We start from the raw sequence: 20,073 nt of genomic DNA on the forward strand, positions 1-20,073 counted from the left end.
GGGCATTGCTGTAATGCCCTGATTTTCAGTTGCACCGGTTTTGCTGTTAAAAAAACAAACCGCAGAAATGGTCAGGTGTGGGCAGATCCGGCTGAAAATTGCCGACGTGTTTCCGTAAGGCCGGAGGAACCCGCATGGATGCGGGTTCAGGGCGCGCTTTGCAGGGATGCTACCTCGCGCCCGCCCCGGTAGCCTGGAGGAATAAGCGGAGGGTATTGCGAAGCAACAATTTTCCTGCCGGGAGCGGGGATTGTTAAGGGGGCAGCGATAGCCCCCTTAACGCGTTCACGGGTGATGAAGCGCCAGAGAAATGCGGGACATAAAGTGAACGGCATAATACTCTGGGATACTATGTTCTCTCTTCAGAATAATTCCGCTCACTGGATGGCAATATTTTTTGCCCTGCCATCAACCATAAAGGTGTCGGGAAATGCCGACATCAGCAGATTGTTTGTGTCGCCAAAAGGAGACATTTAACTCATTGATTTACAAAGATGGCGTAAGGTTTGTTTTTAGATGTCTCTGAATGGCGACACCTTGCTGAAATTTTGTTCGTTTTGTAACGGTGATGATTTCTCTATAAAACCAAATAAAATCATAATGTTAATTATTTGTTTTTAAAATTGGCACACTTACTGCATAATAGTAACCAGTGGCTCATTCACCTTCTTATGTCAGCCCCTTCGGGAAGCGCTACATAAACTTCGAATGACGCACAACAAGGTGCCTGCCGTCCAACTTCTGATAATAGCGTCGCTTTATCAACCACCGGGCGAAACGTCGAGTTAGGCACCGCCTTATTCCACAACAAAGCCGGGTTAATCCCGGCTTTGTTGTATCTGATGTTCCCCTCGGTTAGCATCCTTGTATCCTTATCCGATGAGAGTAACGCCTTGAAGCGCTGGTCTGTTTTCCCCCGGTCCTTGCGACAACTGGTTATGCTGGCATTTCTGCTGATTCTGTTGCCTTTGTTGGTACTGGCCTGGCAGGCCTGGCAAAGTCTCAACGCGCTCAGCGCCCAGGCGGCGCAGACTAACCGCACCACGCTGATAGATGCCCGGCGCAGCGAAGCGATGACCAACGTGGCGCTGGAGATGGAGCGCAGCTACCGGCAATATTGCGTGCTCGACGACCGTACGCTGGCGAAGGTGTATCAGAGCCAGCGAAAACGCTACAGCGAAATGCTGGACGCACATGCGGGAGTATTGCCGGACGCTAAACTTTACCAGGCACTACGCGATGATCTGAACGGTCTTGCACAATTACAGTGTAAAAATAGCGGCCCTGACGCTACCGCCGCCGCGCGGCTGGAGGCTTTTGCCAATGCCAATACGGAAATGGTGCAGGCAACGCGCACGGTGGTGTTCTCGCGCGGGCAGCAGTTACAGCAGGAAATCGCAGAGCGCGGACAATTCTTTGGCTGGCAGGCGCTGGTGCTGTTTCTGGTCAGCCTGGCGATGGTGCTGCTTTTTACAAGGATGATCATTGGGCCGGTGAAAGGGATAGAACGGATGATTAACCGGCTGGGAGAAGGGCGCTCTCTGGGGAATACCGTGTCGTTTACCGGGCCGCGCGAGCTGCGTTCGGTGGGGCAGCGCATTATCTGGTTGAGTGAACGTCTGTCCTGGCTGGAATCCCAACGGCATCAGTTTTTACGCCACCTGTCGCATGAGCTGAAAACGCCGCTGGCCAGTATGCGCGAAGGGACAGAGCTGCTGGCCGATCAGGTCGTGGGGCCATTGACGCCGGAGCAAAAAGAGGTCGTCGGCATTCTGGACGATAGCAGCCGCAACTTACAGAAGTTGATTGAGCAACTGCTTGATTACAACAGGAAACTGGCGGACAGCGCGATTGAGATGGAAACCGTGGAGCTTGAACCGCTGGTGGATATGGTGGTTTCCGCTCACAGTTTGCCTGCGCGCGCTAAAATGATGCATACCGAGGTCAGGCTGGCTATCGACAGTTGTCTGGCCGAGCCGATGCTATTAATGAGCGTGCTGGACAATCTTTATTCCAATGCGGTGCACTATGGCGCTGAATCCGGTAACATTTGTATTCGCAGCAATGTATATGGTTCAAAGGCGCACATTGATGTGATCAATACGGGCACGCCGATCCCGGAAGCGGAAAGAGCCATGATTTTTGAGCCCTTTTTCCAGGGAAGCCATCAGCGTAAAGGCGCGGTGAAGGGGAGCGGATTAGGGTTAAGTATCGCCAGGGACTGCATCCGTCGTATGCAGGGGGAACTGTATCTGGTCGATGAGAATGCGCAAGAAGTTTGCTTCCGTATCGAACTGCCGCTATCTGCATCGAAAAACCACTAAAAATGAAGCTAAGCCTGGTGAGTATGCCACACGTTTTTGTTCGAGTTCTGAAGCGATTATTTTCCCGAAGAGGATGGTTAGCGAGTGTGCCTTGCCTGGTGCTGATGGGGTGCGCGCCACATGCCGCGAAGCATGTCGTAAATGATGCGTCGCAGGAAAAAATTCCACCGTATCAGCTGGCGGATTATCTCTCTACCGACTGTTCGGATATCTGGTTACTCAAAGGGCCATCGACGGATAACAATCCGCTTTACTGGCAGCGGGCAATTGATTGTGCCGATCGCCTGTTGCCTGTTCAGTCACGCAATGAAGCGCGAGCTCTGGAAGATGGCAGCTGGCAGAACACGTTCAAACGCGGGATTCTGCTGGCGGATGCTAAAATTACGCCCCTTGAACGGCGCGATATGGTCACTCGCCTCGATGCGCTAAGCGCGCAAATTCCCGCTCAGGTGCGCCCGCTCTATCAGCTCTGGCGCGACGGTCAGGCGCTACAGTTACAGCTTGCCGAAGAGCGCCAGCGTTACAGTAAACTCCAGCAAGCGTCGGATAGCGAGCTTGATACGTTGCGTCAGCAGCATCAGCACTTACAGGCGCAGCTCGATCTCACGACGCGCAAGCTGGAGAATCTGACTGATATTGAGCGCCAGCTCTCCACGCGCAAACCCGCAGGCAACTACAATCCTGACGCGACACACGGAAATGACAAACCCGCAGCGCCTGACGACGGCGCATCTTCCACACTGCCACAAGATGAGGTAACGCCATGATAAGCCGCAAACCGGCACATCTGCTGCTCGTGGACGATGACCCGGGGCTGTTGAAACTGCTTGGGATGCGCCTGACCAGCGAAGGCTACAGCGTCGTGACGGCGGAAAGCGGTCAGGAAGGGCTGCGCGTACTGAATCGCGAAAAAGTGGATCTGGTCATTAGCGATCTGCGAATGGATGAAATGGATGGCATGCAGCTGTTCACGGAAATCCAGAAAGTCCAGCCTGGTATGCCCGTCATCATTTTGACCGCACACGGCTCCATTCCTGATGCGGTGGCGGCGACGCAAAAAGGCGTGTTTAGCTTTCTGACCAAACCGGTCGATAAAGATGCGCTGTATCAGGCCATTGATGACGCGCTTGAACAATCGGCGCCGGCAATGGACGACAGCTGGCGCGAATCAATCGTTACGCGCAGTCCGTTGATGATACGCTTGCTGGAACAGGCGCGGATGGTGGCGCAATCGGATGTCAGCGTGCTGATTAACGGGCAAAGCGGCACCGGGAAAGAGATTTTCGCGCAGGCTATCCATAACGCCAGCCCGCGCAGCAGTAAACCTTTCATCGCCATTAACTGCGGCGCGCTGCCGGAACAGCTACTGGAGTCCGAACTGTTTGGCCACGCGCGCGGGGCGTTTACCGGCGCGGTCAGCAACCGTGAAGGGTTATTTCAGGCGGCGGAAGGCGGCACGCTGTTTCTTGACGAAATCGGCGATATGCCCGCGCCGTTACAGGTTAAGCTGCTGCGCGTTCTGCAAGAGCGCAAAGTCAGACCGCTTGGCAGCAATCGCGATATCGATATTGATGTGCGCATTATCTCCGCAACGCACCGCGATCTGCCTAAGGCGATGGCGCGTGGTGAATTTCGCGAAGACTTATATTACCGTCTGAACGTGGTGAGTCTGAAGATCCCGACGCTGGCGGAGCGTACGGAAGATATTCCGCTGCTGGCGAATCATCTTCTGCGCCAGTCAGCAGAGCGGCATAAACCGTTTGTGCGGGCGTTTTCAACGGATGCGATGAAGCGCCTGATGACCGCAAGCTGGCCGGGAAACGTGCGTCAGTTGGTGAACGTTATTGAGCAGTGCGTGGCGTTAACTTCCTCGCCGGTCATCAGCGACGCGCTGGTGGAGCAGGCGCTGGAAGGCGAAAATACGGCGCTGCCGACGTTTGTTGAGGCGCGTAATCAGTTTGAGCTTAACTACTTGCGTAAACTGCTGCAAATCACCAAAGGGAATGTCACCCATGCGGCGAGAATGGCAGGGCGTAACCGGACGGAATTTTATAAGCTGCTCTCGCGCCATGAGTTGGATGCAAACGATTTCAAAGAGTAGTTTTCATGCCGTAAAGTAGCGTGAATTATGTTACGTTTATCAGATTAAAAGACAGGCGACCTTTTCAAGGAATAGCATGAAAAAGATTGATGCGATTATTAAACCCTTCAAGCTGGACGACGTCCGTGAAGCGCTGGCTGAGGTAGGCATTACCGGTATGACGGTTACTGAAGTGAAAGGCTTTGGGCGTCAGAAAGGCCATACCGAGCTGTACCGTGGCGCGGAATATATGGTGGATTTTCTGCCGAAGGTGAAAATTGAAATCGTGGTGACCGACGATATCGTGGATACCTGCGTTGACACCATTATTCGCACCGCGCAGACGGGGAAAATTGGTGACGGTAAAATTTTCGTCTTTGACGTTGCGCGCGTGATTCGTATTCGTACCGGCGAAGAAGACGACGCGGCAATTTAAGCCGCGTCGTGCTTGCCGGATGGCGGTGTAAACACTTTATCCGGCCTACAAAATCCCGTAGGCCTGATAAGCGCAGCGCCATCAGGCATGACTTAATTACAGCACTTTATGTGGGCCGAAGCATTCGTAATGAATGTTTTCGCTTTTCACGCCCAGCCCTGTCAGCTGCTTCGCAGCAAACTGCATAAAGCCGACCGGACCGCACAGATAAAACTGCATTGCCGGATCGCTGATCGCACTTTCCAGTTTGTTTAAATCCATCAGACCTGTGCTGTCAAACGCGCCATTCGCACGATCGGCTTCTGTCGGTTCGCGATACCAGGTATGTGCGGTAAAGCGCGGCAGGGTTTTACCCAGCTCGCTCACTTCATCTGCAAACGCATGCACGTCGCCGTTTTCCGCCGCGTGGAACCAGTTCACCTGCGCGGTGTGGTTGGCTTTGGTCAGCGTATCCAGCATAGCCAGCATCGGAGTCTGGCCGACGCCTGCGGAAATCAGAGAAACAGGCGTATCCGTTGCGACATCCATGAAGAAATCACCTGCCGGAGCGGCTAAGTGGACGATATCGCCGACGCTTGCGTGGTTGTGCAGCCAGCTGGAAACCTGACCGCCATCTTCACGCTTAACTGCGATGCGATAACCTTTACCATCCGGCTTGCGGGTCAGGGAATACTGACGGATCTCCTGATGCGGGAAGCCTTCCGGTTTCAGCCAGACCCCCAGGTATTGACCCGGATGATATTCTGCGACCGGGCCGCCATCGACCGGTTCAAATTCAAAGCTGGTAATCAGGGCGCTGCGCGGCGTTTTCGCGACGATGCGGAACGGACGAGTGCCTTCCCAGCCGCCATTCTTGCTGGCGTTTTCGCTGTAGATTTGCGCTTCGCGATTGATAAAGACATTGGCCAGAACGCCATACGCTTTACCCCAGGCATCCAGCACTTCCTGGCCTGGGCTGAACATTTCGTCCAGCGTTGCCAGCAGGTGGCCGCCAACGATGTTGTACTGTTCTGGTTTGATCTGGAAGCTGGTGTGCTTCTGGGCGATTTTTTCTACCGCAGGCAGCAGCGCAGGCAGGTTTTCGATATTGCTGGCATAGGCCGCGATGGCGTTAAACAGCGCTTCACGTTGATCGCCATTTCGCTGGTTACTCATGTTAAAAATTTCTTTGAGTTCAGGGTTGTGGGTAAACATGCGATCGTAGAAATGGGCGGTCAGTTTTGGACCGGTTTCAACCAGCAGGGGAATGGTGGCTTTTACTGTGGCGATGGTTTGAGCGTCAAGCATACTGTCTTCCTTTATCTGAGACTTTAATGATGTATGTCAAATACATCTTATAAAAAATAACCCTGTATTGTAAATGGTTCTTTGTAACTTTGCGTTTTTAACGTTACAACGTGAAAAATCTGCATCACAAACCTGAAAAGAAATTCGTTGAAATTCGTAAGGTCTTCATTCGACAAAGCCTTGTACAGCATGAAGGTAATCGTTTGCGTAAAATCCTTTGTCAAGACCTGTTATCGCAGAATGATTCGGTTATACTGTTGGCCGTTGTCCCACGGGATTGCCTTTTTAGGCCAAAAATTTATCGTTAGCTGAGTCAGGAGATGCGGATGTTAAAGCGTGAAATGAACATTGCCGATTATGATGCCGAACTGTGGCAGGCTATGGAGCAGGAAAAAGTACGTCAGGAAGAGCACATCGAACTGATCGCCTCCGAAAACTACACCAGCCCGCGCGTGATGCAGGCGCAGGGGTCTCAGCTGACCAACAAATATGCTGAAGGATATCCGGGCAAGCGCTACTACGGCGGTTGCGAATATGTGGATGTCGTTGAGCAACTGGCGATTGACCGCGCGAAAGAACTGTTTGGCGCAGACTACGCCAACGTCCAGCCGCACTCTGGTTCTCAGGCTAACTTCGCGGTCTACACTGCGCTGCTGCAACCGGGCGACACCGTTCTGGGTATGAACCTGGCGCAAGGTGGCCACCTGACTCACGGTTCTCCGGTAAACTTCTCCGGTAAACTGTACAACATCGTGCCTTACGGCATCGATGAGTCCGGTAAAATTGACTACGAAGAGATGGCGAAGCTGGCTCAGACTCACAAACCGAAGATGATCATCGGCGGCTTCTCTGCTTATTCCGGCGTCGTTGACTGGGCAAAAATGCGTGAAATTGCCGACAGCATTGGCGCGTACTTGTTTGTTGATATGGCGCACGTCGCGGGTCTTATCGCCGCAGGCGTTTACCCGAACCCGGTTCCGCATGCTCACGTTGTGACCACCACCACGCACAAAACCCTGGCGGGTCCGCGCGGCGGCCTGATCCTGGCGAAAGGCGGTGACGAAGAGTTGTACAAAAAACTGAACTCTGCCGTTTTCCCTAGTGCTCAGGGTGGCCCGCTGATGCATGTGATCGCCGGTAAAGCGGTGGCGCTGAAAGAAGCGATGGAACCGGAGTTCAAAGTCTACCAGCAGCAGGTTGCCAAAAACGCCAAAGCGATGGTGGAAGTGTTCCTGAACCGTGGCTACAAAGTGGTTTCCGGCGGTACAGAGAACCACCTGTTCCTGCTGGATCTGGTGGACAAAAACCTGACCGGTAAAGAAGCTGACGCCGCGCTGGGTCGTGCCAACATCACCGTTAACAAAAACAGCGTGCCGAACGATCCGAAGAGCCCGTTCGTCACTTCCGGTATCCGTATCGGTTCTCCGGCCATTACGCGTCGCGGCTTTAAAGAAGCTGAAGCCAAAGAGCTGGCTGGCTGGATGTGCGATGTGCTGGACAACATCAACGATGAAGCGGTTATCGAGCGCATCAAAGGCAAAGTGCTGGACATCTGCGCACGCTTCCCGGTTTACGCGTAAGCGATACGCCTGGCATCGTGAAAAAGGCTTCCTGCGGGAAGCCTTTTTTATTTCCGGGTCACGCCGTGCGGGCGAATCCAGGCGCGGCTTTGATACCCGGTTATATGAATAATTTTAATACTACGCCGGTGGTTTTCGTTCGACAGGCGGATCTCCTTTCATCGCAGGGTGTCGGACTTATACTCAGATCGCGTTTAGCTGTGATTCGACGTACAGATAGCCGATCCCCATCAACTGTTGCGAACGACTGAGTGTGCCAAAGCCGATCCGGGTGGACCTTGCCTGCGGGTTATCGCCATGATCAAAGGGATTAAACCCCGTTTGCTGCACCAGCGTATTCAGCCAGCTTTCGCCAAAGGCGCAACTGCGGCCATAAATCCAGATTTGGTTAATATTCAGGATATTCAGAAAGTTATATAAACTCAGGCCAATCGCGCTGGCGGCGTGTTCCACCCAGGCCTGGATGCGGACATCGCCCTGTTGCCAGGTGGTAATCAGTTGATCGATGGTGATAGTTTCTGGGTCGCAATCCGCCGTGGGCTGCGTTTTCATCCACCGTCGGGCCTGCTTTTTAAGCGCGCTGAGCGAAGCCACGGTTTCCAGACAGCCGTAGCGGCCGCAATCACAGGCCACCCCGTCCGGGTTGACGATGGTATGTCCGATCTGACCGCTGCCATACAAACTGCCGCGCCAGATGTTGTCGTTGATGACAAAGGAGGAACCAATCCCGTAATCGACGTTAATGACGCAGAAATCGCGGTTTGCCGCCGGGTTTTGCCACTTCTCCGCCAGCGCCAGCATCACGCAGTCATTGTCTAACCGCACCTGTACGCCGAGCATCTCTTCCAGCAAATATTTAATCTCAACCGGGGTTTTCCACGGTGCCTGCGGCATGGTTTTTGACGCCCCGGTAATGGGATCGACCTGACCGTGAACGCCTAATGCCAGATTGATGGTCACGTCGGGATAGCGCTGACGATATTCCCGCCAGTGCACGGCAAGCGCGGTCAACAAGGCTTTTGGCGAACCGGCATTGATCTCCGCATGGCGCCAGTCGCCCACGGCGACCAGACGCGCATCTGCCAGCTGGCTGGTGATGCTGGTGGGCGTCACGTTCATACACAGCGTCCAGTCTCCCTGTTCGGGCAGATGATAGCTGCCGCTACTCAGCCCTCGTTGGCTTAACGTCTCCCGGGAATGGCAAATTCTTCCCTCATCGATCAACTCCTCCAGAATATTGCTGACCGCCGGAATCGACAGGCCGCTGAGCTGCGCCAGCCGGGATTTACTGAGCTGTTTTTCACGCCACAGGTGCGACAGAAAGATCTGCTTGTTGGCTTGCCTGACCCGGGCGTTATTGAACCCTGTACGCTGCATACACTTAACTCCCTTAACTATATTGCGTGAGCATTGCGTATTTTAACGCCAGTTATCTGCCCCAGAATAGCAGCAAGGTGAAATTTTACTTTTGTTTGTTTAGTGGAGAATGACATGTACGGTTCAGTTAAGGTCTGGCAGGAAACACTCTCACTCCCTACGTGGACAACCGGCGAAGAAGATCCGAACCCGATGTTCCTGGAAAAGCGGGTTTATCAGGGGTCTTCAGGCGCGGTTTATCCTTATGGCGTCATCGATACGCTGACCGGTGAACGTGAAATGCGCGAGTATCAGGCAGTCTGGATGGAGAATGATTTTATTCGCATCATGCTGTTGCCGGAACTGGGCGGACGTATTCATCGCGCGTATGACAAAGTGCAGCAGCGTGATTTTGTTTACTACAACGAAGTGGTGAAACCCGCGCTGGTCGGGCTGCTGGGGCCGTGGATCTCCGGTGGGATTGAATTTAACTGGCCGCAGCATCACCGTCCTACCACATTTATGCCGGTGGATTTTACCTGTCAGCAGGGCGAACACGGAGAACAAACCGTGTGGATGGGGGAAGTAGAACCCATGCGCGGCTTGCAGGTGATGACCGGATTTACGCTGTACCCCGATCGGGCATTAATTGAAATCACCGGAAAAGTCTTTAACGGCAACGCTACGCCGCGCCATTTTTTGTGGTGGGCAAACCCGGCGGTGAAAGGCGGAGACGACCACCAGAGCGTTTTCCCGCCGGACGTCACTGCCGTATATGATCACGGTAAACGGGATGTCTCCGCCTTTCCGATCGCGACGGGTACTTATTACAAAGTGGACTACTCTGCCGGCGTGGATATCTCGCGTTATAAAAATGTGCCGGTGCCGACCTCTTATATGGCTGAAAAGTCAGATTATGATTTTGTCGGCGCCTGGCATCATGGCGAACGAGGGGGACTGCTGCATGTGGCCGACCACCATATTTCGCCGGGTAAAAAACAGTGGACGTGGGGATACGGTGATTTTGGCGTGGCCTGGGATCGCAACCTGACCGATGACAACGGCCCGTACATTGAACTCATGACCGGGGTCTTCACCGACAACCAGCCAGATTTTACCTGGCTTGCGCCGTATGAAGAGAAAGTCTTCGTGCAGAATTTCCTGCCCTACAGTGAACTGGGCATGGTGCAAAACGCCAGTACGCAGCTTGCGCTGCACCTTGAGCGAGAAGGGAACCAGCTTTCATCCGGCGTTTATGCCGTTGCGCCGCTACATGACGTTCAGGTAACGCTTTGTGCCCAGGGGCAACCGTTCTTTGAAAAAACACTCACGCTGGAACCCGGTCAAAGCTGGCGCGCCGATCTTTCTGACGCGGGCCACGCGCGGGTGAAAATGACCGTTGCCCGTCGTGATGGCGTCACGCTGCTGGCGTATGAGGAGCATATCGCGGAGGACTTGCCGTTGCCGAAAGCGGCCTGTGCGCCCGAACTACCAGAGGCGCTGTCCAGTACTGATGAGCTCTATTTTATTGGTCAGCATCTGGAGCAGTACAACCATGCCAGCCGCTATGCAGAAGAGTATTACCAGCGAGCGCTGGACGTGGATCCGCATGACTATCGCAACAATGTCGCGCTGGGCACGCTGGCGCTGAATCGTGCGGACTGGGCGCAGGCAGAGCGCTGTGCGCAGTCCGCCTTACAGCGGGCGCATAAGCTCAATAAAAATCCGCGTGATGGGGAGGCGAGTATGCTGCTGGCCGCCGCGCTGGAACGCCAGGGCAAGGACGACCTCGCCCGCGAGCACTATTACAAAGCCAGCTGGAGCGGCAACTGTCGTGACGCGGCCTTCTGGTCGCTGGCGCGAATCGCCATGAAGCGGAATGATTACGACGATGCGCTGGAGAAAGTGAATCTGAGTTTGCGCTTTAATGGCAGCAATAATCTGGCGATGGGGCTGAAAGCACTGGTTCTGGCCGGACTCGGGCGCACAGCCGAAGCGCTGGCGTATATTTCACAGCAGCTTATTGAGTACCCGCTGAGTTACACCCTGCATTATGCGCGTTGGGCTATCCGTCAGGATGAGGCGGCGAAAGAGGCGCTTATCGCCATTACCGGGCGCCGTGGCACCAACGCCTGCGAGCTGGCGGGCTGGCTGGTCTCTTGTGGGCAAAAAGAGGCCGCCCGCGCGGTGCTGACGCTGCTCGACAGCCAGGAGACGCTGCCCATGCTGTGGCGCGCATCGCTGAGTGATGATCCGCAACCGTTTATTGCGCAGGCTCGCGACTGTTTGCACAACCGCGTTCGTTTTCCCAACACGCTCGACGAAGTGCAAATGCTGCAAACGCTGTCGGATTGCGCCTTCGCTCGCTATCTGCTGGGTTGTTTCTGGTACAGCAAACGTTGTTATGAAGAGGCGGTGAATTGCTGGCAGTTTACGCTGGAGCAGGAACCGAATTTCGCGCCGGTGCATCGGCTGCTGGGGATTTACGCCTGGAACAAACAGCACGATGCGCAGAAAGCGCTGAAATACCTGTCTCAGGCAGTCGTGCTGGAGCCGAAGAATGCCCGCTTCCTGTTTGAGCTGGATTATCTGAACAAACTGATGGCAGCGCCAGCCGAGGCGCGTTTACAACGGCTGGAGGCCAGCAAAGAGATTGTTTTCCATCGCGACGATCTGACCGTGGAATTGCTTAGCGTATGGAATAGCCTCGGTCGCTACGAAGCGGCCGCCGGGGTGTTGCGCGAACGTGTTTTTCACCCCTGGGAAGGCGGGGAGGGCAAAGCCACCGGGCAATATTTACTGAATCAGATCCATCAGGCGCTGGAGGCTATTCGCCGTGGCGAGCCGCAAAACGCTACCGTTTTGCTTCAGCAGGCGTTGCACTATCCGCACAATCTCGGCGAGGGGCGTTTACCGGGACAAACGGATAATGACATCTGGTATTTGCTGGGCTATTGCGCGCGCCAGCAAGGTCATCATGATGAGGCGCAGCGCTATTTCACCCGCGCGACTCGCGGAGGCAGCTCGCTGGACGCGGGACGTTACTACAATGACCAGCCGGTGGATTATCTCTTCTGGCAGGGGATGGCGCTGAAAGCGTCAGGTGACTGCACTGAAGCGAACCTTCTTTTCCAGAGTTTCCTGCAATGGGTGGAGACGCAGCGTGACAAGGTTCCCGACGTCGATTTCTTCGCCGTATCGTTACCGGATCTGGTGGTGCTGGATACACCCGCGCAGGAGAAACACCAGCAGCACTGTCTGTTCATTACCGCGCTGGGCCATCTGGGGCTGGGTGATATCCCGGCGTGCCAGCAGGCGCTAAACGCGCTCCTGCAACGCAATCCGACGCATGACAAGGCGCAGCTGCTGCGCCATGCGCTCAACATACCGTTATTTCAATAGACCCTGAACAGGTGGAGGCGACTCCACCTGAAACCTGCTGTTCCCTGCGTTTCCCTGAAAGAGGAATCATAATGAATAACACGCAGACACATTTAAGAATCGGTTATGTCTGGACTATCTGTCTGGTTGCCGCCTGCGGCGGCTTGCTGTTTGGCTATGACTGGGTGGTGATTGGCGGCGCCAAACCGTTCTACGAAGCCTATTTTTCAATTACCGATCCCGCGCAGTCCGGCTGGGCGATGAGTTCCGCGCTGGTCGGCTGTATCTTTGGCGCACTGATGTCCGGCTGGTGCGCTGATAAATTTGGGCGAAAAATGCCGCTGATTCTGGCCGCGATCCTGTTCAGCGCATCGTCCTGGGGAACCGCTGTCGCCAGCAATTTCGATATGTTTGTGATTTACCGTATCGTTGGCGGCGTAGGAATCGGCCTGGCGTCCGCCCTTAGCCCGCTGTACATCGCGGAAGTCAGCCCGGCGGAAAAGCGTGGACGTTTTGTGGCGGTCAACCAACTCACGATCGTGATCGGCGTGCTGGCGGCCCAGCTCATTAACCTGATGATTGCTGAACCGGTGGCGACCGACGCGACCCGGCAGGCGATTGTTGAAAGCTGGAATGGGCAGATGGGCTGGCGCTGGATGTTTGGCGCGGAACTGGTGCCTGCGCTGGCGTTTCTGGTTCTGATGTTCTTTGTGCCGGAATCACCGCGCTGGCTGGTCAAAGCGGGCAAACCTGAACGAGCCCGCGCCATGCTGCAACGGATTGGCTCAGCGGAGTATGCCGGGCAGACGTTGCGGGAAATAGAACATACTCTGCTGAAAGACAACCACAAAGTGGCCTGGTCAACGCTGTTGCAGCCGCAGATTAAACCGATTGTCATCATCGGCATGGTGCTGGCCGTCTTCCAGCAATGGTGCGGGATCAATGTGATCTTCAACTATGCGCAGGAGATCTTCGCTTCCGCAGGGTTTGATATCAACGGAACGTTAAAATCCATTGTCGCCACAGGGATCATTAACCTCGTCTTCACCCTCGCAGCGCTGCCGCTGGTCGATAAAATTGGTCGCCGAAAACTGATGCTGTTTGGCGCTTCAGGACTCACGGTGATTTATGTACTGATTGCCGCCGCTTACGGGATGGGGATTATGGGCTGGCCGGTTCTGGTGCTGGTGCTGGCGGCTATTGCGATTTACGCCCTGACGCTGGCGCCAGTCACCTGGGTTCTGTTGTCGGAAATCTTCCCGAACCGCGTCCGTGGTCTGGCGATGTCGCTGGGGACGCTGGCGCTCTGGATTGCCTGCTTCCTGCTGACCTACACGTTCCCGCTGCTTAATGCGGGGCTGGGAGCGGCGGGCAGTTTCCTGCTTTACGGCGTTATCTGCGCGATGGGGTATTTCTACGTGCTGCGCAATGTGCCTGAAACGAAAGGCGTGACGCTGGAGGCGCTGGAAGAGCAACTGGCGGCGCGGCATGTGAAATCCAGCCCGTCAACTCAACAGCGAAGCGCACGGTAATGGACGATACGCTGACATTACAAAACACGCATCTGCGGATGCGTGTTGATCCACAGGGCGGCAGATTGTTGAGTTTGTTTTCATTAGCGCATCAGCAGGCCGTTTTACGTGAGGGATGCGGCGTAAAACCCGGCGAATGCGGCCTGTTCCCCATGCTGCCGGTCGCCAATCGCGTTGCCGAAAACCGTTTTCTGTTCAGGGGAGAGGCGGTGAATCTTCCCCGGCATGAGGAGGATGCCGTTTTCTTTCTGCACGGTGATGGCTGGCTCAGGCGCTGGGATACGATTGCCGTTCATGAGGATGCCTGTCATCTGCGTTCAGGTCGTCAAATGGCGTGCGGTTATGATTATGTCGCAGATCTTCACTATCAGCTGGACGCCTCTGTGCTTCATGCCTCGCTGACGATAACGCACCGGGGGGAACGACCGATGCTTTATGGTTGCGGATTCCACCCGTACTTTGCTTTTGATCGTCACAGTACCGTGCAGTTTGCCGCCAGCGGTCACTGGCCGGAAGGTAAGCAGCATCTGCCGCAGGAATGGCAGAGCGATATTCCCCGGCAGGCAGATTTTTCCGGTGCGCAATATGGCGAGGATGCGTGGCTTAACGTAGGGTATTCCGGCTGGAGCGGGCGGGCGATCGTGCAGCGTGATGTGATGAAGGTCACGCTTTTATCGCAAACGCCCTGGCTTATGCTATTCAGAATGCAAGGGGAGTCATTCTTGTGTCTGGAACCGCAGTCGCACCCGGTAAATGCCCACAACATGCCGGGGCAACCGGGACTCCAGGCTTTAGCTCAGGGAGACCAGTGCCATTTCGCGATGCAAATCGCTGTTGTTTAGGCCAAAAAAGATATTATTCGCCTGTTAATGCTCTCTTGCGCCAGCCTGCATTTATCGCCAGACTATCGCCTCCATACGGGAGGGAATCATGGTTTTGCACTCCACGCGCTGGCTGGCGCTCGGTTATTTTACCTACTTCTTTAGCTACGGTATTTTTCTGCCATTCTGGAGCGTCTGGCTTAAAGGCCTGGGACTGACGCCGGAAACCATCGGTCTCCTGCTGGGGGCGGGGCTGGTGGCGCGTTTCCTCGGTAGCCTGTTGATTGCGCCACGGGTGAGCGATCCTTCCCGCTTGATTTCTGCGTTACGCCTTCTGGCGCTGCTGACGCTGGTGTTTGCCCTCGCATTCTGGGCAGGGACGCACGTCGCGTGGCTGATGGTGGTGATGATCGGTTTTAACCTCTTCTTCTCGCCGCTGGTGCCGCTCACCGATGCGCTGGCCAATACCTGGCAAAAACAGTTAACGATGGACTATGGCCGGGTGCGTTTGTGGGGGTCCATTGCGTTTGTGATCGGCTCGGCGTTGACCGGGAAACTGGTGAGCCTCTTTGATTATCAGGCGATTCTGGGGCTATTGACGCTTGGGGTGGCCTCGATGCTGCTAGGTATGCTGCTGCGACCGAGCGTATTACCGCAGGGGGAAAGCCGTCATCAGGAGAGCGCGGGCTGGCCTGCCTGGCGTACGCTCGTCGTCCAGAGCTGGCGCTTTCTCGCCTGCGTGTGCCTGCTGCAAGGCGCGCATGCCGCTTATTACGGCTTCAGCGCGATTTACTGGCAGGGGGCGGGCTATTCCGCCTCGGCAGTGGGGTATTTGTGGTCGCTGGGCGTGGTGGCGGAAGTGGTTATTTTTGCGCTGAGCAACAAACTGTTCCGCCGTTTTAGCGCTCGCGATCTGCTATTGCTCTCCGCCGTATGCGGCGTCATTCGCTGGGGATTAATGGGCTGGAGCACCGCGCTGCCGTGGTTGATAGCGATCCAGATTCTGCATTGCGGCACCTTTACCGTTTGCCATCTGGCCGCGATGCGTTACATCGCCGCTCGCCAGGGAAGCGAAGTGATTCGTCTACAGGCGGTCTATTCTGCCGTGGCGATGGGCGGCAGCATTGCCATCATGACTGTATTCGCCGGATTCCTGTATCAGCATTTAGGGAACGGCTTATTCTGGGTGATGGCATTGGTGGCGTTGCCTGCTATTTTCTTACGGCCTAACGTCGCCGCGTCATCATGATTCCAGTATTTTGCGGATCTGCTGCTGTTGGTGTGCGGTAAGTGACAGGTCCGCATGAATCAACGGCGGCGAAAAGAGCGGCAGCGGTGTGGCATACGGGGTGACAATCAGCGCCACGCCGCGCGGCGAACCTTCTTTCTGGAAGGTCTGCGTTGGCACATGCTTAATATTGAGCGGCAGGAGCGTCAGTTCTCGTAATTGCTGCTCAATATGTGCCTCCAGTTCGCCGTTATTGCCTGTCAGTAGCACGATCTGCTTTTCGTGCAGGTCGTTCTCCTGCATCAGCCATGCGCCAAAAATTACCGCGACCAGCCCTGTCTCTTCATCAGAGAAACGCACACCGTATTCGCTTTCAAACCCGGCGAGGGCGTCACGCGTGGTGCGCACCAGCCGAGGGTAGAGGCGACTGAACTCTTCCGGCAGCGTGTTATCAATACCAATGGCGAATAAACTTCGGCTCAGCGCCTGGGCAAGGTGCACATAGAGTTGGTCGTTAAGTCCCTGTTCGTCGCTGAAGCGTACCTGCCCCATTTCCCGAAAGCGCAACACCAGCCGGGCGACAGCCAGGCGCAGGCGGCGATCCTGCTGATGGTTGTCGTGGATAGGGTCGGGGATGCGAATCATGGAAAACAGTAAAGCCATAAACAGCGTTTCGTCGGGCGGCGCGTTTTGCATGACGCGGCGCTGCCAGTGACGGCCAATCTCCAGCGCGAGCGGGTATTCGGCGCAGGACTGCGCCCACTGTTTCTGTAGCGGATTAAACGCCGGTGCGATGCCCGCATGATGCTGTAGCAGGCAATATTGTAAAAACAGCCGCAGAAACTGCACATCCCGGCATTCAAACGGTTTTTGCAGCCGCCGCGAGCAAAGGTTGATCAGCGCATGCAGATTGGTATCGTCATACAACGTACGCGCGATCCCTCTCCGTTTAAGCTCGGTTTTTAATGCCGGCGTAAACTGTTGCGTAATGAAGGTCGGGCATATGCGTAAGCCGCGTCTGAGCCAGTGTAAAAGGCACAAACGTTGGTTGAGCGCAGCCCCCTCGATTCGGTAGCGTCCGTTCTGACCCGTTGTGATGGCGAGTCGATGATAGCGCTGGATCTCCAGGCCTGTTTCGGTGATATCCTCACGGGCAATTTCATCATCGACGCCATTGAGCGCGCTGAATGTTTCCGTGGTGGCGATTTGCCCCGGCTGGAAAAGCGTCAGTAAAACCCGGCAGCGGCGCTGGGGAGCAGAAAGTACAGACGGCGGAGTAAGCGTTGGCATCATCTGTCTGGTCTCCCGTTAGTTTGTTTGATAAGGATAGCTAAAGTTTGTGCGTGGAAATGGTTATAAGAGGGCTTTACGCCAGGAATGCTGGCGAGCATCACAGAATTTTTAACGTGAGGAACAGATGCAATTAGTTAAACGCAGCGCTTTAACACTCTTTCTCGCTGTTTTATCTTTCACAGCGCAGGCGCACCCTCATAGCTTTATTCGATTGCAGACGCAGCTGGTGAGTGAAAACGATCGGTTTGTGGCGCTAAAAATGCGCTGGACGATGGATGAAATCACCTCCGCAGACCTGCTTTACGACGCGGGAGACGCGAAGCCCGGTTCGGAGATCTGGAAAAAGCTGGCGGCGGAAGTGATGGCGAACGTGCTCGGCCAGCACTACTTCACCGAAGTGTGGCACAACGGACAAAAGGTCAAGTTTAAAAATCGCCCGACGGAATACGGAATGGAACGGGAAGCGCACCAGGCGGTGTTGACGTTTGTCCTGCCGCTGGCTGAACCGCAGCCGCTGAGCGGCCAGACTTACACTTTTTCGACCTTCGATCCCACATACTATGTGGATATGAGCTACGCCAACGATCGGGACGCCTCGTTGCCGCAGGCGTTAAGCACACAATGCAGCATGAGCGTGCATACGCCGACGCCGAGTGAAGAGACGCTCAGTTTTGCGCAGTCGCTGGATAAAGAAGACGCGCCGCCGGAGGATATGGATTTGGGTAAACAGTTCGCGCAGAAGGTAACGGTGCAATGTCAGTAATCTCCCAACAACGCCCGCGCTCCCGACGCTGGCTGCCGCTGTGGCCGCTGGCGGTATTTCTGTTGCTGGCCATCGCGGGCGGGCTGTGGTTATGGCAGGCCTGGCCGCAGGTGATGGTGAAAAGCATTGTCTGGCAGCGGGAAGTGAATCAGCAGATGAGCGCCTTATTAAAAGCGGTGGCGGCGAATCCGGCGCAGGCGGGCGGTTCGCTGCTGTTGTTTAGCTTTCTGTATGGCGTACTCCATGCGCTGGGGCCGGGTCATGGTAAAGTGGTGATTACCACATGGCTGGCGACGCATCCATCAAAGCTGAAATCAAGCATCGGCCTGACGCTGGCCTCATCGTTGTTGCAGGGGCTGGTGGCCATTGCGCTGGTGGTTGTGGTGCTGACGGTATTGCAGCTTCCGGCGAGGCAGTTACATCTGAGCAGCTTCTGGCTGGAGAAGGGCAGTTATGCGTTAGTCGGCGTGCTGGGAATATTGCTTTGCTGGCGGGCGCTAAAGACGCTTCGCGCGCTGCTGCGCAAGCCGAAATTTATCTCATTTACGCCGCATCATGTTCACCACGAACATTGCGGCTGTGGGCATCAGCATCTGCCGAACCCAGAGCAACTCAGGAATGGCGATGACTGGCGCGCGCGGCTGATGATTATTCTGTCGATGGGGATGCGCCCCTGTTCCGGCGCGATTATGGTGCTGCTGTTCAGTAAAGTTATTGGCGTCTTTAGTTGGGGAATGGCGTCGGCGCTGGCGATGGCGGCGGGAACCTCGCTGACCATTACCTCTCTGGCGTTGCTGGTTCACAGTTTCCGCGCACTGGCGGTAAAATTAAGCGGTAATAAAACGCCGGTACTGTGGCGACAGATTGGCTGGGCAACGCTGGCGTTAGCCGGTGGCGTGATTTTGGTTGTGGCGGCGGTGGTGATGTGGATGAGTGCGGTGCCGGTGGGCAGGGGATTAAGACCGTTTTAGCACAGTTGTAGGATGAATGCCTGATGGCGCTTCGCTTATCAGGCCTACGGGAAACTCCCCTGGTAGGCCGGATAAGGCGCTAGCCGTCATCCGGCATCAAACGATTAGCGCTTCAGCGCATCACTCAATTCGTCGCGCATGCTTGCCAGCATCGCTTTAACCACGCGCGGGTTACCGGCCACGATGTTACCGGTCGTCATGTAGTTATGGCCGCCGGTAAAGTCGCTGACAATACCGCCCGCTTCACGCACCAGCAGTTCGCCGCCGGCGAAATCCCACGGACGCAGACCGATCTCAAAGAAACCGTCAACGCGACCCGCAGCCACATACGCCAGATCCAGCGCAGCAGAACCGGTGCGACGGAAGTCAGCGCATTCGGTGAACAGTTTGCTAACGATATTGATGTAGGTGGTCGCATACTGTTTGGCTTTGAACGGGAAACCGGTCGCCAGGATGGTGCCATCCAGGTCGCGCGCGGTGCTGCCGCGCAGACGGTAACCGTTCAGCTGTGCGCCCTGACCGCGAGTGGCGGTGAACAGTTCGTTACGCATAGGATCGTAAACTACCGCGACTTCAGTACGGCCTTTGATGCGTACGGCGATAGATACCGCGAAGTGCGGCAGACGTTTGATAAAGTTGGTGGTGCCATCCAGTGGATCGATAACCCATTGAACATCCTGATCGGTACCTTCATGTTCACCGCTTTCTTCGGTAATGATGGTGTGCTGTGGGTAAGATTTGCGGATCGTTTCGATAATAATCGCTTCGGCGGCTTTATCGACGTTGGTCACAAAATCATTGCTGCCTTTCTGGCTGGTTTCTACTGAGTCAGGCGTTTCGTAGTGTTTGGCAATTACATTACCCGCCTTGCGCGCTGCGCGCACGGCGATGGTCAGCATCGGATGCATCGGTCTCTCTCACTGGATGTTAAAGAACGGGAAAACGGCGCAGAGTATAGCAGCGAGTTCGGAATATGTCTCCGTTTTATGATAATATGCCCGAATAATCTTTAGCCGAAGAA

Annotated in this window: 15 protein-coding genes and 1 pseudogene; 11 read left to right on the top strand and 5 right to left on the bottom strand. The window is 55.2% G+C overall.

Features of this window, described 5'->3' with window-relative positions; all coding sequences use genetic code 11:
- The first annotated feature begins 893 nt into the window (after positions 1-893).
- From qseE to glnB, 4 genes are all read left to right on the top strand, one after another.
- Positions 894-2,324, top strand: a complete 1,431-nt coding sequence (gene qseE, locus OGV67_RS17805) for a two component system sensor histidine kinase QseE/GlrK (protein WP_047461964.1) — start codon at positions 894-896, stop codon at positions 2,322-2,324.
- Between the two features lie 23 nt (positions 2,325-2,347).
- Positions 2,348-3,091 (top strand): two-component system QseEF-associated lipoprotein QseG, encoded by a 744-nt coding sequence (qseG, locus tag OGV67_RS17810; RefSeq protein ID WP_115614553.1) that lies wholly within the window; start codon positions 2,348-2,350, stop codon positions 3,089-3,091.
- Positions 3,091-4,425: a two-component system response regulator GlrR gene (gene glrR / locus OGV67_RS17815; protein ID WP_024130114.1), complete on the top strand. Its 1,335-nt coding sequence runs from the start codon at positions 3,091-3,093 to the stop codon at positions 4,423-4,425. Before qseG ends, glrR begins: the two co-directional genes overlap by 1 nt.
- A gap of 76 nt (positions 4,426-4,501) precedes the next feature.
- The gene (gene glnB, locus OGV67_RS17820) at positions 4,502-4,840 is read left to right on the top strand and encodes a nitrogen regulatory protein P-II (protein ID WP_002914032.1); all 339 of its coding nucleotides are present in this window, start codon (positions 4,502-4,504) and stop codon (positions 4,838-4,840) included.
- Here glnB and OGV67_RS22195 read toward each other — a convergent pair.
- A pseudogene (locus OGV67_RS22195) lies at positions 4,837-4,932 on the bottom strand (hypothetical protein); the annotation flags it as partial. The gene glnB and the pseudogene OGV67_RS22195 overlap by 4 nt on opposite strands.
- 4 nt (positions 4,933-4,936) lie before the next feature.
- Positions 4,937-6,127: an NO-inducible flavohemoprotein gene (gene hmpA / locus OGV67_RS17825; protein ID WP_012131231.1), complete on the bottom strand. Its 1,191-nt coding sequence runs from the start codon at positions 6,125-6,127 to the stop codon at positions 4,937-4,939.
- Positions 6,128-6,453: 326 nt separating this feature from the next.
- Between hmpA and glyA the strand changes: the two genes are divergently transcribed.
- Positions 6,454-7,707: a serine hydroxymethyltransferase gene (gene glyA, locus OGV67_RS17830; protein WP_049009096.1), complete on the top strand. Its 1,254-nt coding sequence runs from the start codon at positions 6,454-6,456 to the stop codon at positions 7,705-7,707.
- A 183-nt stretch (positions 7,708-7,890) separates the two neighbouring features.
- Here the strand turns inward: glyA and OGV67_RS17835 are convergent, their stop codons facing one another.
- Entirely contained in the window at positions 7,891-9,084 is a 1,194-nt protein-coding gene (locus OGV67_RS17835) for an ROK family transcriptional regulator (protein WP_115614554.1), read from the bottom strand.
- A 114-nt stretch (positions 9,085-9,198) separates the two neighbouring features.
- Between OGV67_RS17835 and OGV67_RS17840 the strand changes: the two genes are divergently transcribed.
- The 4 genes from OGV67_RS17840 (at position 9,199) to OGV67_RS17855 (ending at position 16,046) form a co-directional block, all read left to right on the top strand.
- Positions 9,199-12,465, top strand: a complete 3,267-nt coding sequence (locus OGV67_RS17840) for a DUF5107 domain-containing protein (RefSeq protein ID WP_115614555.1) — start codon at positions 9,199-9,201, stop codon at positions 12,463-12,465.
- Positions 12,466-12,536: 71 nt separating this feature from the next.
- A complete protein-coding gene (locus tag OGV67_RS17845; RefSeq protein WP_049009092.1) occupies positions 12,537-13,976 on the top strand; it encodes a sugar porter family MFS transporter in 1,440 nt (479 codons plus the stop codon).
- Positions 13,976-14,818, top strand: coding sequence for an aldose 1-epimerase (locus tag OGV67_RS17850; protein WP_115614556.1), 843 nt, complete (start codon positions 13,976-13,978; stop codon positions 14,816-14,818). Before OGV67_RS17845 ends, OGV67_RS17850 begins: the two co-directional genes overlap by 1 nt.
- Before the next feature lie 88 nt (positions 14,819-14,906).
- Positions 14,907-16,046, top strand: a complete 1,140-nt coding sequence (locus OGV67_RS17855) for a 3-phenylpropionate MFS transporter (protein ID WP_012131239.1) — start codon at positions 14,907-14,909, stop codon at positions 16,044-16,046.
- Here OGV67_RS17855 and csiE read toward each other — a convergent pair.
- A complete protein-coding gene (gene csiE / locus OGV67_RS17860) occupies positions 16,041-17,318 on the bottom strand; it encodes a stationary phase inducible protein CsiE (protein ID WP_115614557.1) in 1,278 nt (425 codons plus the stop codon). The two genes, OGV67_RS17855 and csiE, sit on opposite strands and share 6 nt — an antisense overlap.
- A 124-nt stretch (positions 17,319-17,442) precedes the next feature.
- Here csiE and OGV67_RS17865 point away from each other — a divergent pair, with 124 nt between their 5' ends.
- A complete protein-coding gene (locus OGV67_RS17865) occupies positions 17,443-18,081 on the top strand; it encodes a DUF1007 family protein (RefSeq protein ID WP_047461991.1) in 639 nt (212 codons plus the stop codon).
- Positions 18,072-19,052, top strand: a complete 981-nt coding sequence (locus OGV67_RS17870) for a nickel/cobalt transporter (RefSeq protein WP_115614558.1) — start codon at positions 18,072-18,074, stop codon at positions 19,050-19,052. Before OGV67_RS17865 ends, OGV67_RS17870 begins: the two co-directional genes overlap by 10 nt.
- 104 nt (positions 19,053-19,156) lie before the next feature.
- On the opposite strand, the gene suhB is transcribed toward OGV67_RS17870, so the two are convergent.
- Positions 19,157-19,960, bottom strand: coding sequence for an inositol-1-monophosphatase (gene suhB / locus OGV67_RS17875; RefSeq protein ID WP_024130116.1), 804 nt, complete (start codon positions 19,958-19,960; stop codon positions 19,157-19,159).
- Positions 19,961-20,073 lie beyond the last annotated feature (113 nt).

It is taken from the genome of Citrobacter sp. CK188 (assembly GCF_030333525.1).
GTDB lineage: Bacteria > Pseudomonadota > Gammaproteobacteria > Enterobacterales > Enterobacteriaceae > Citrobacter_B > Citrobacter_B koseri.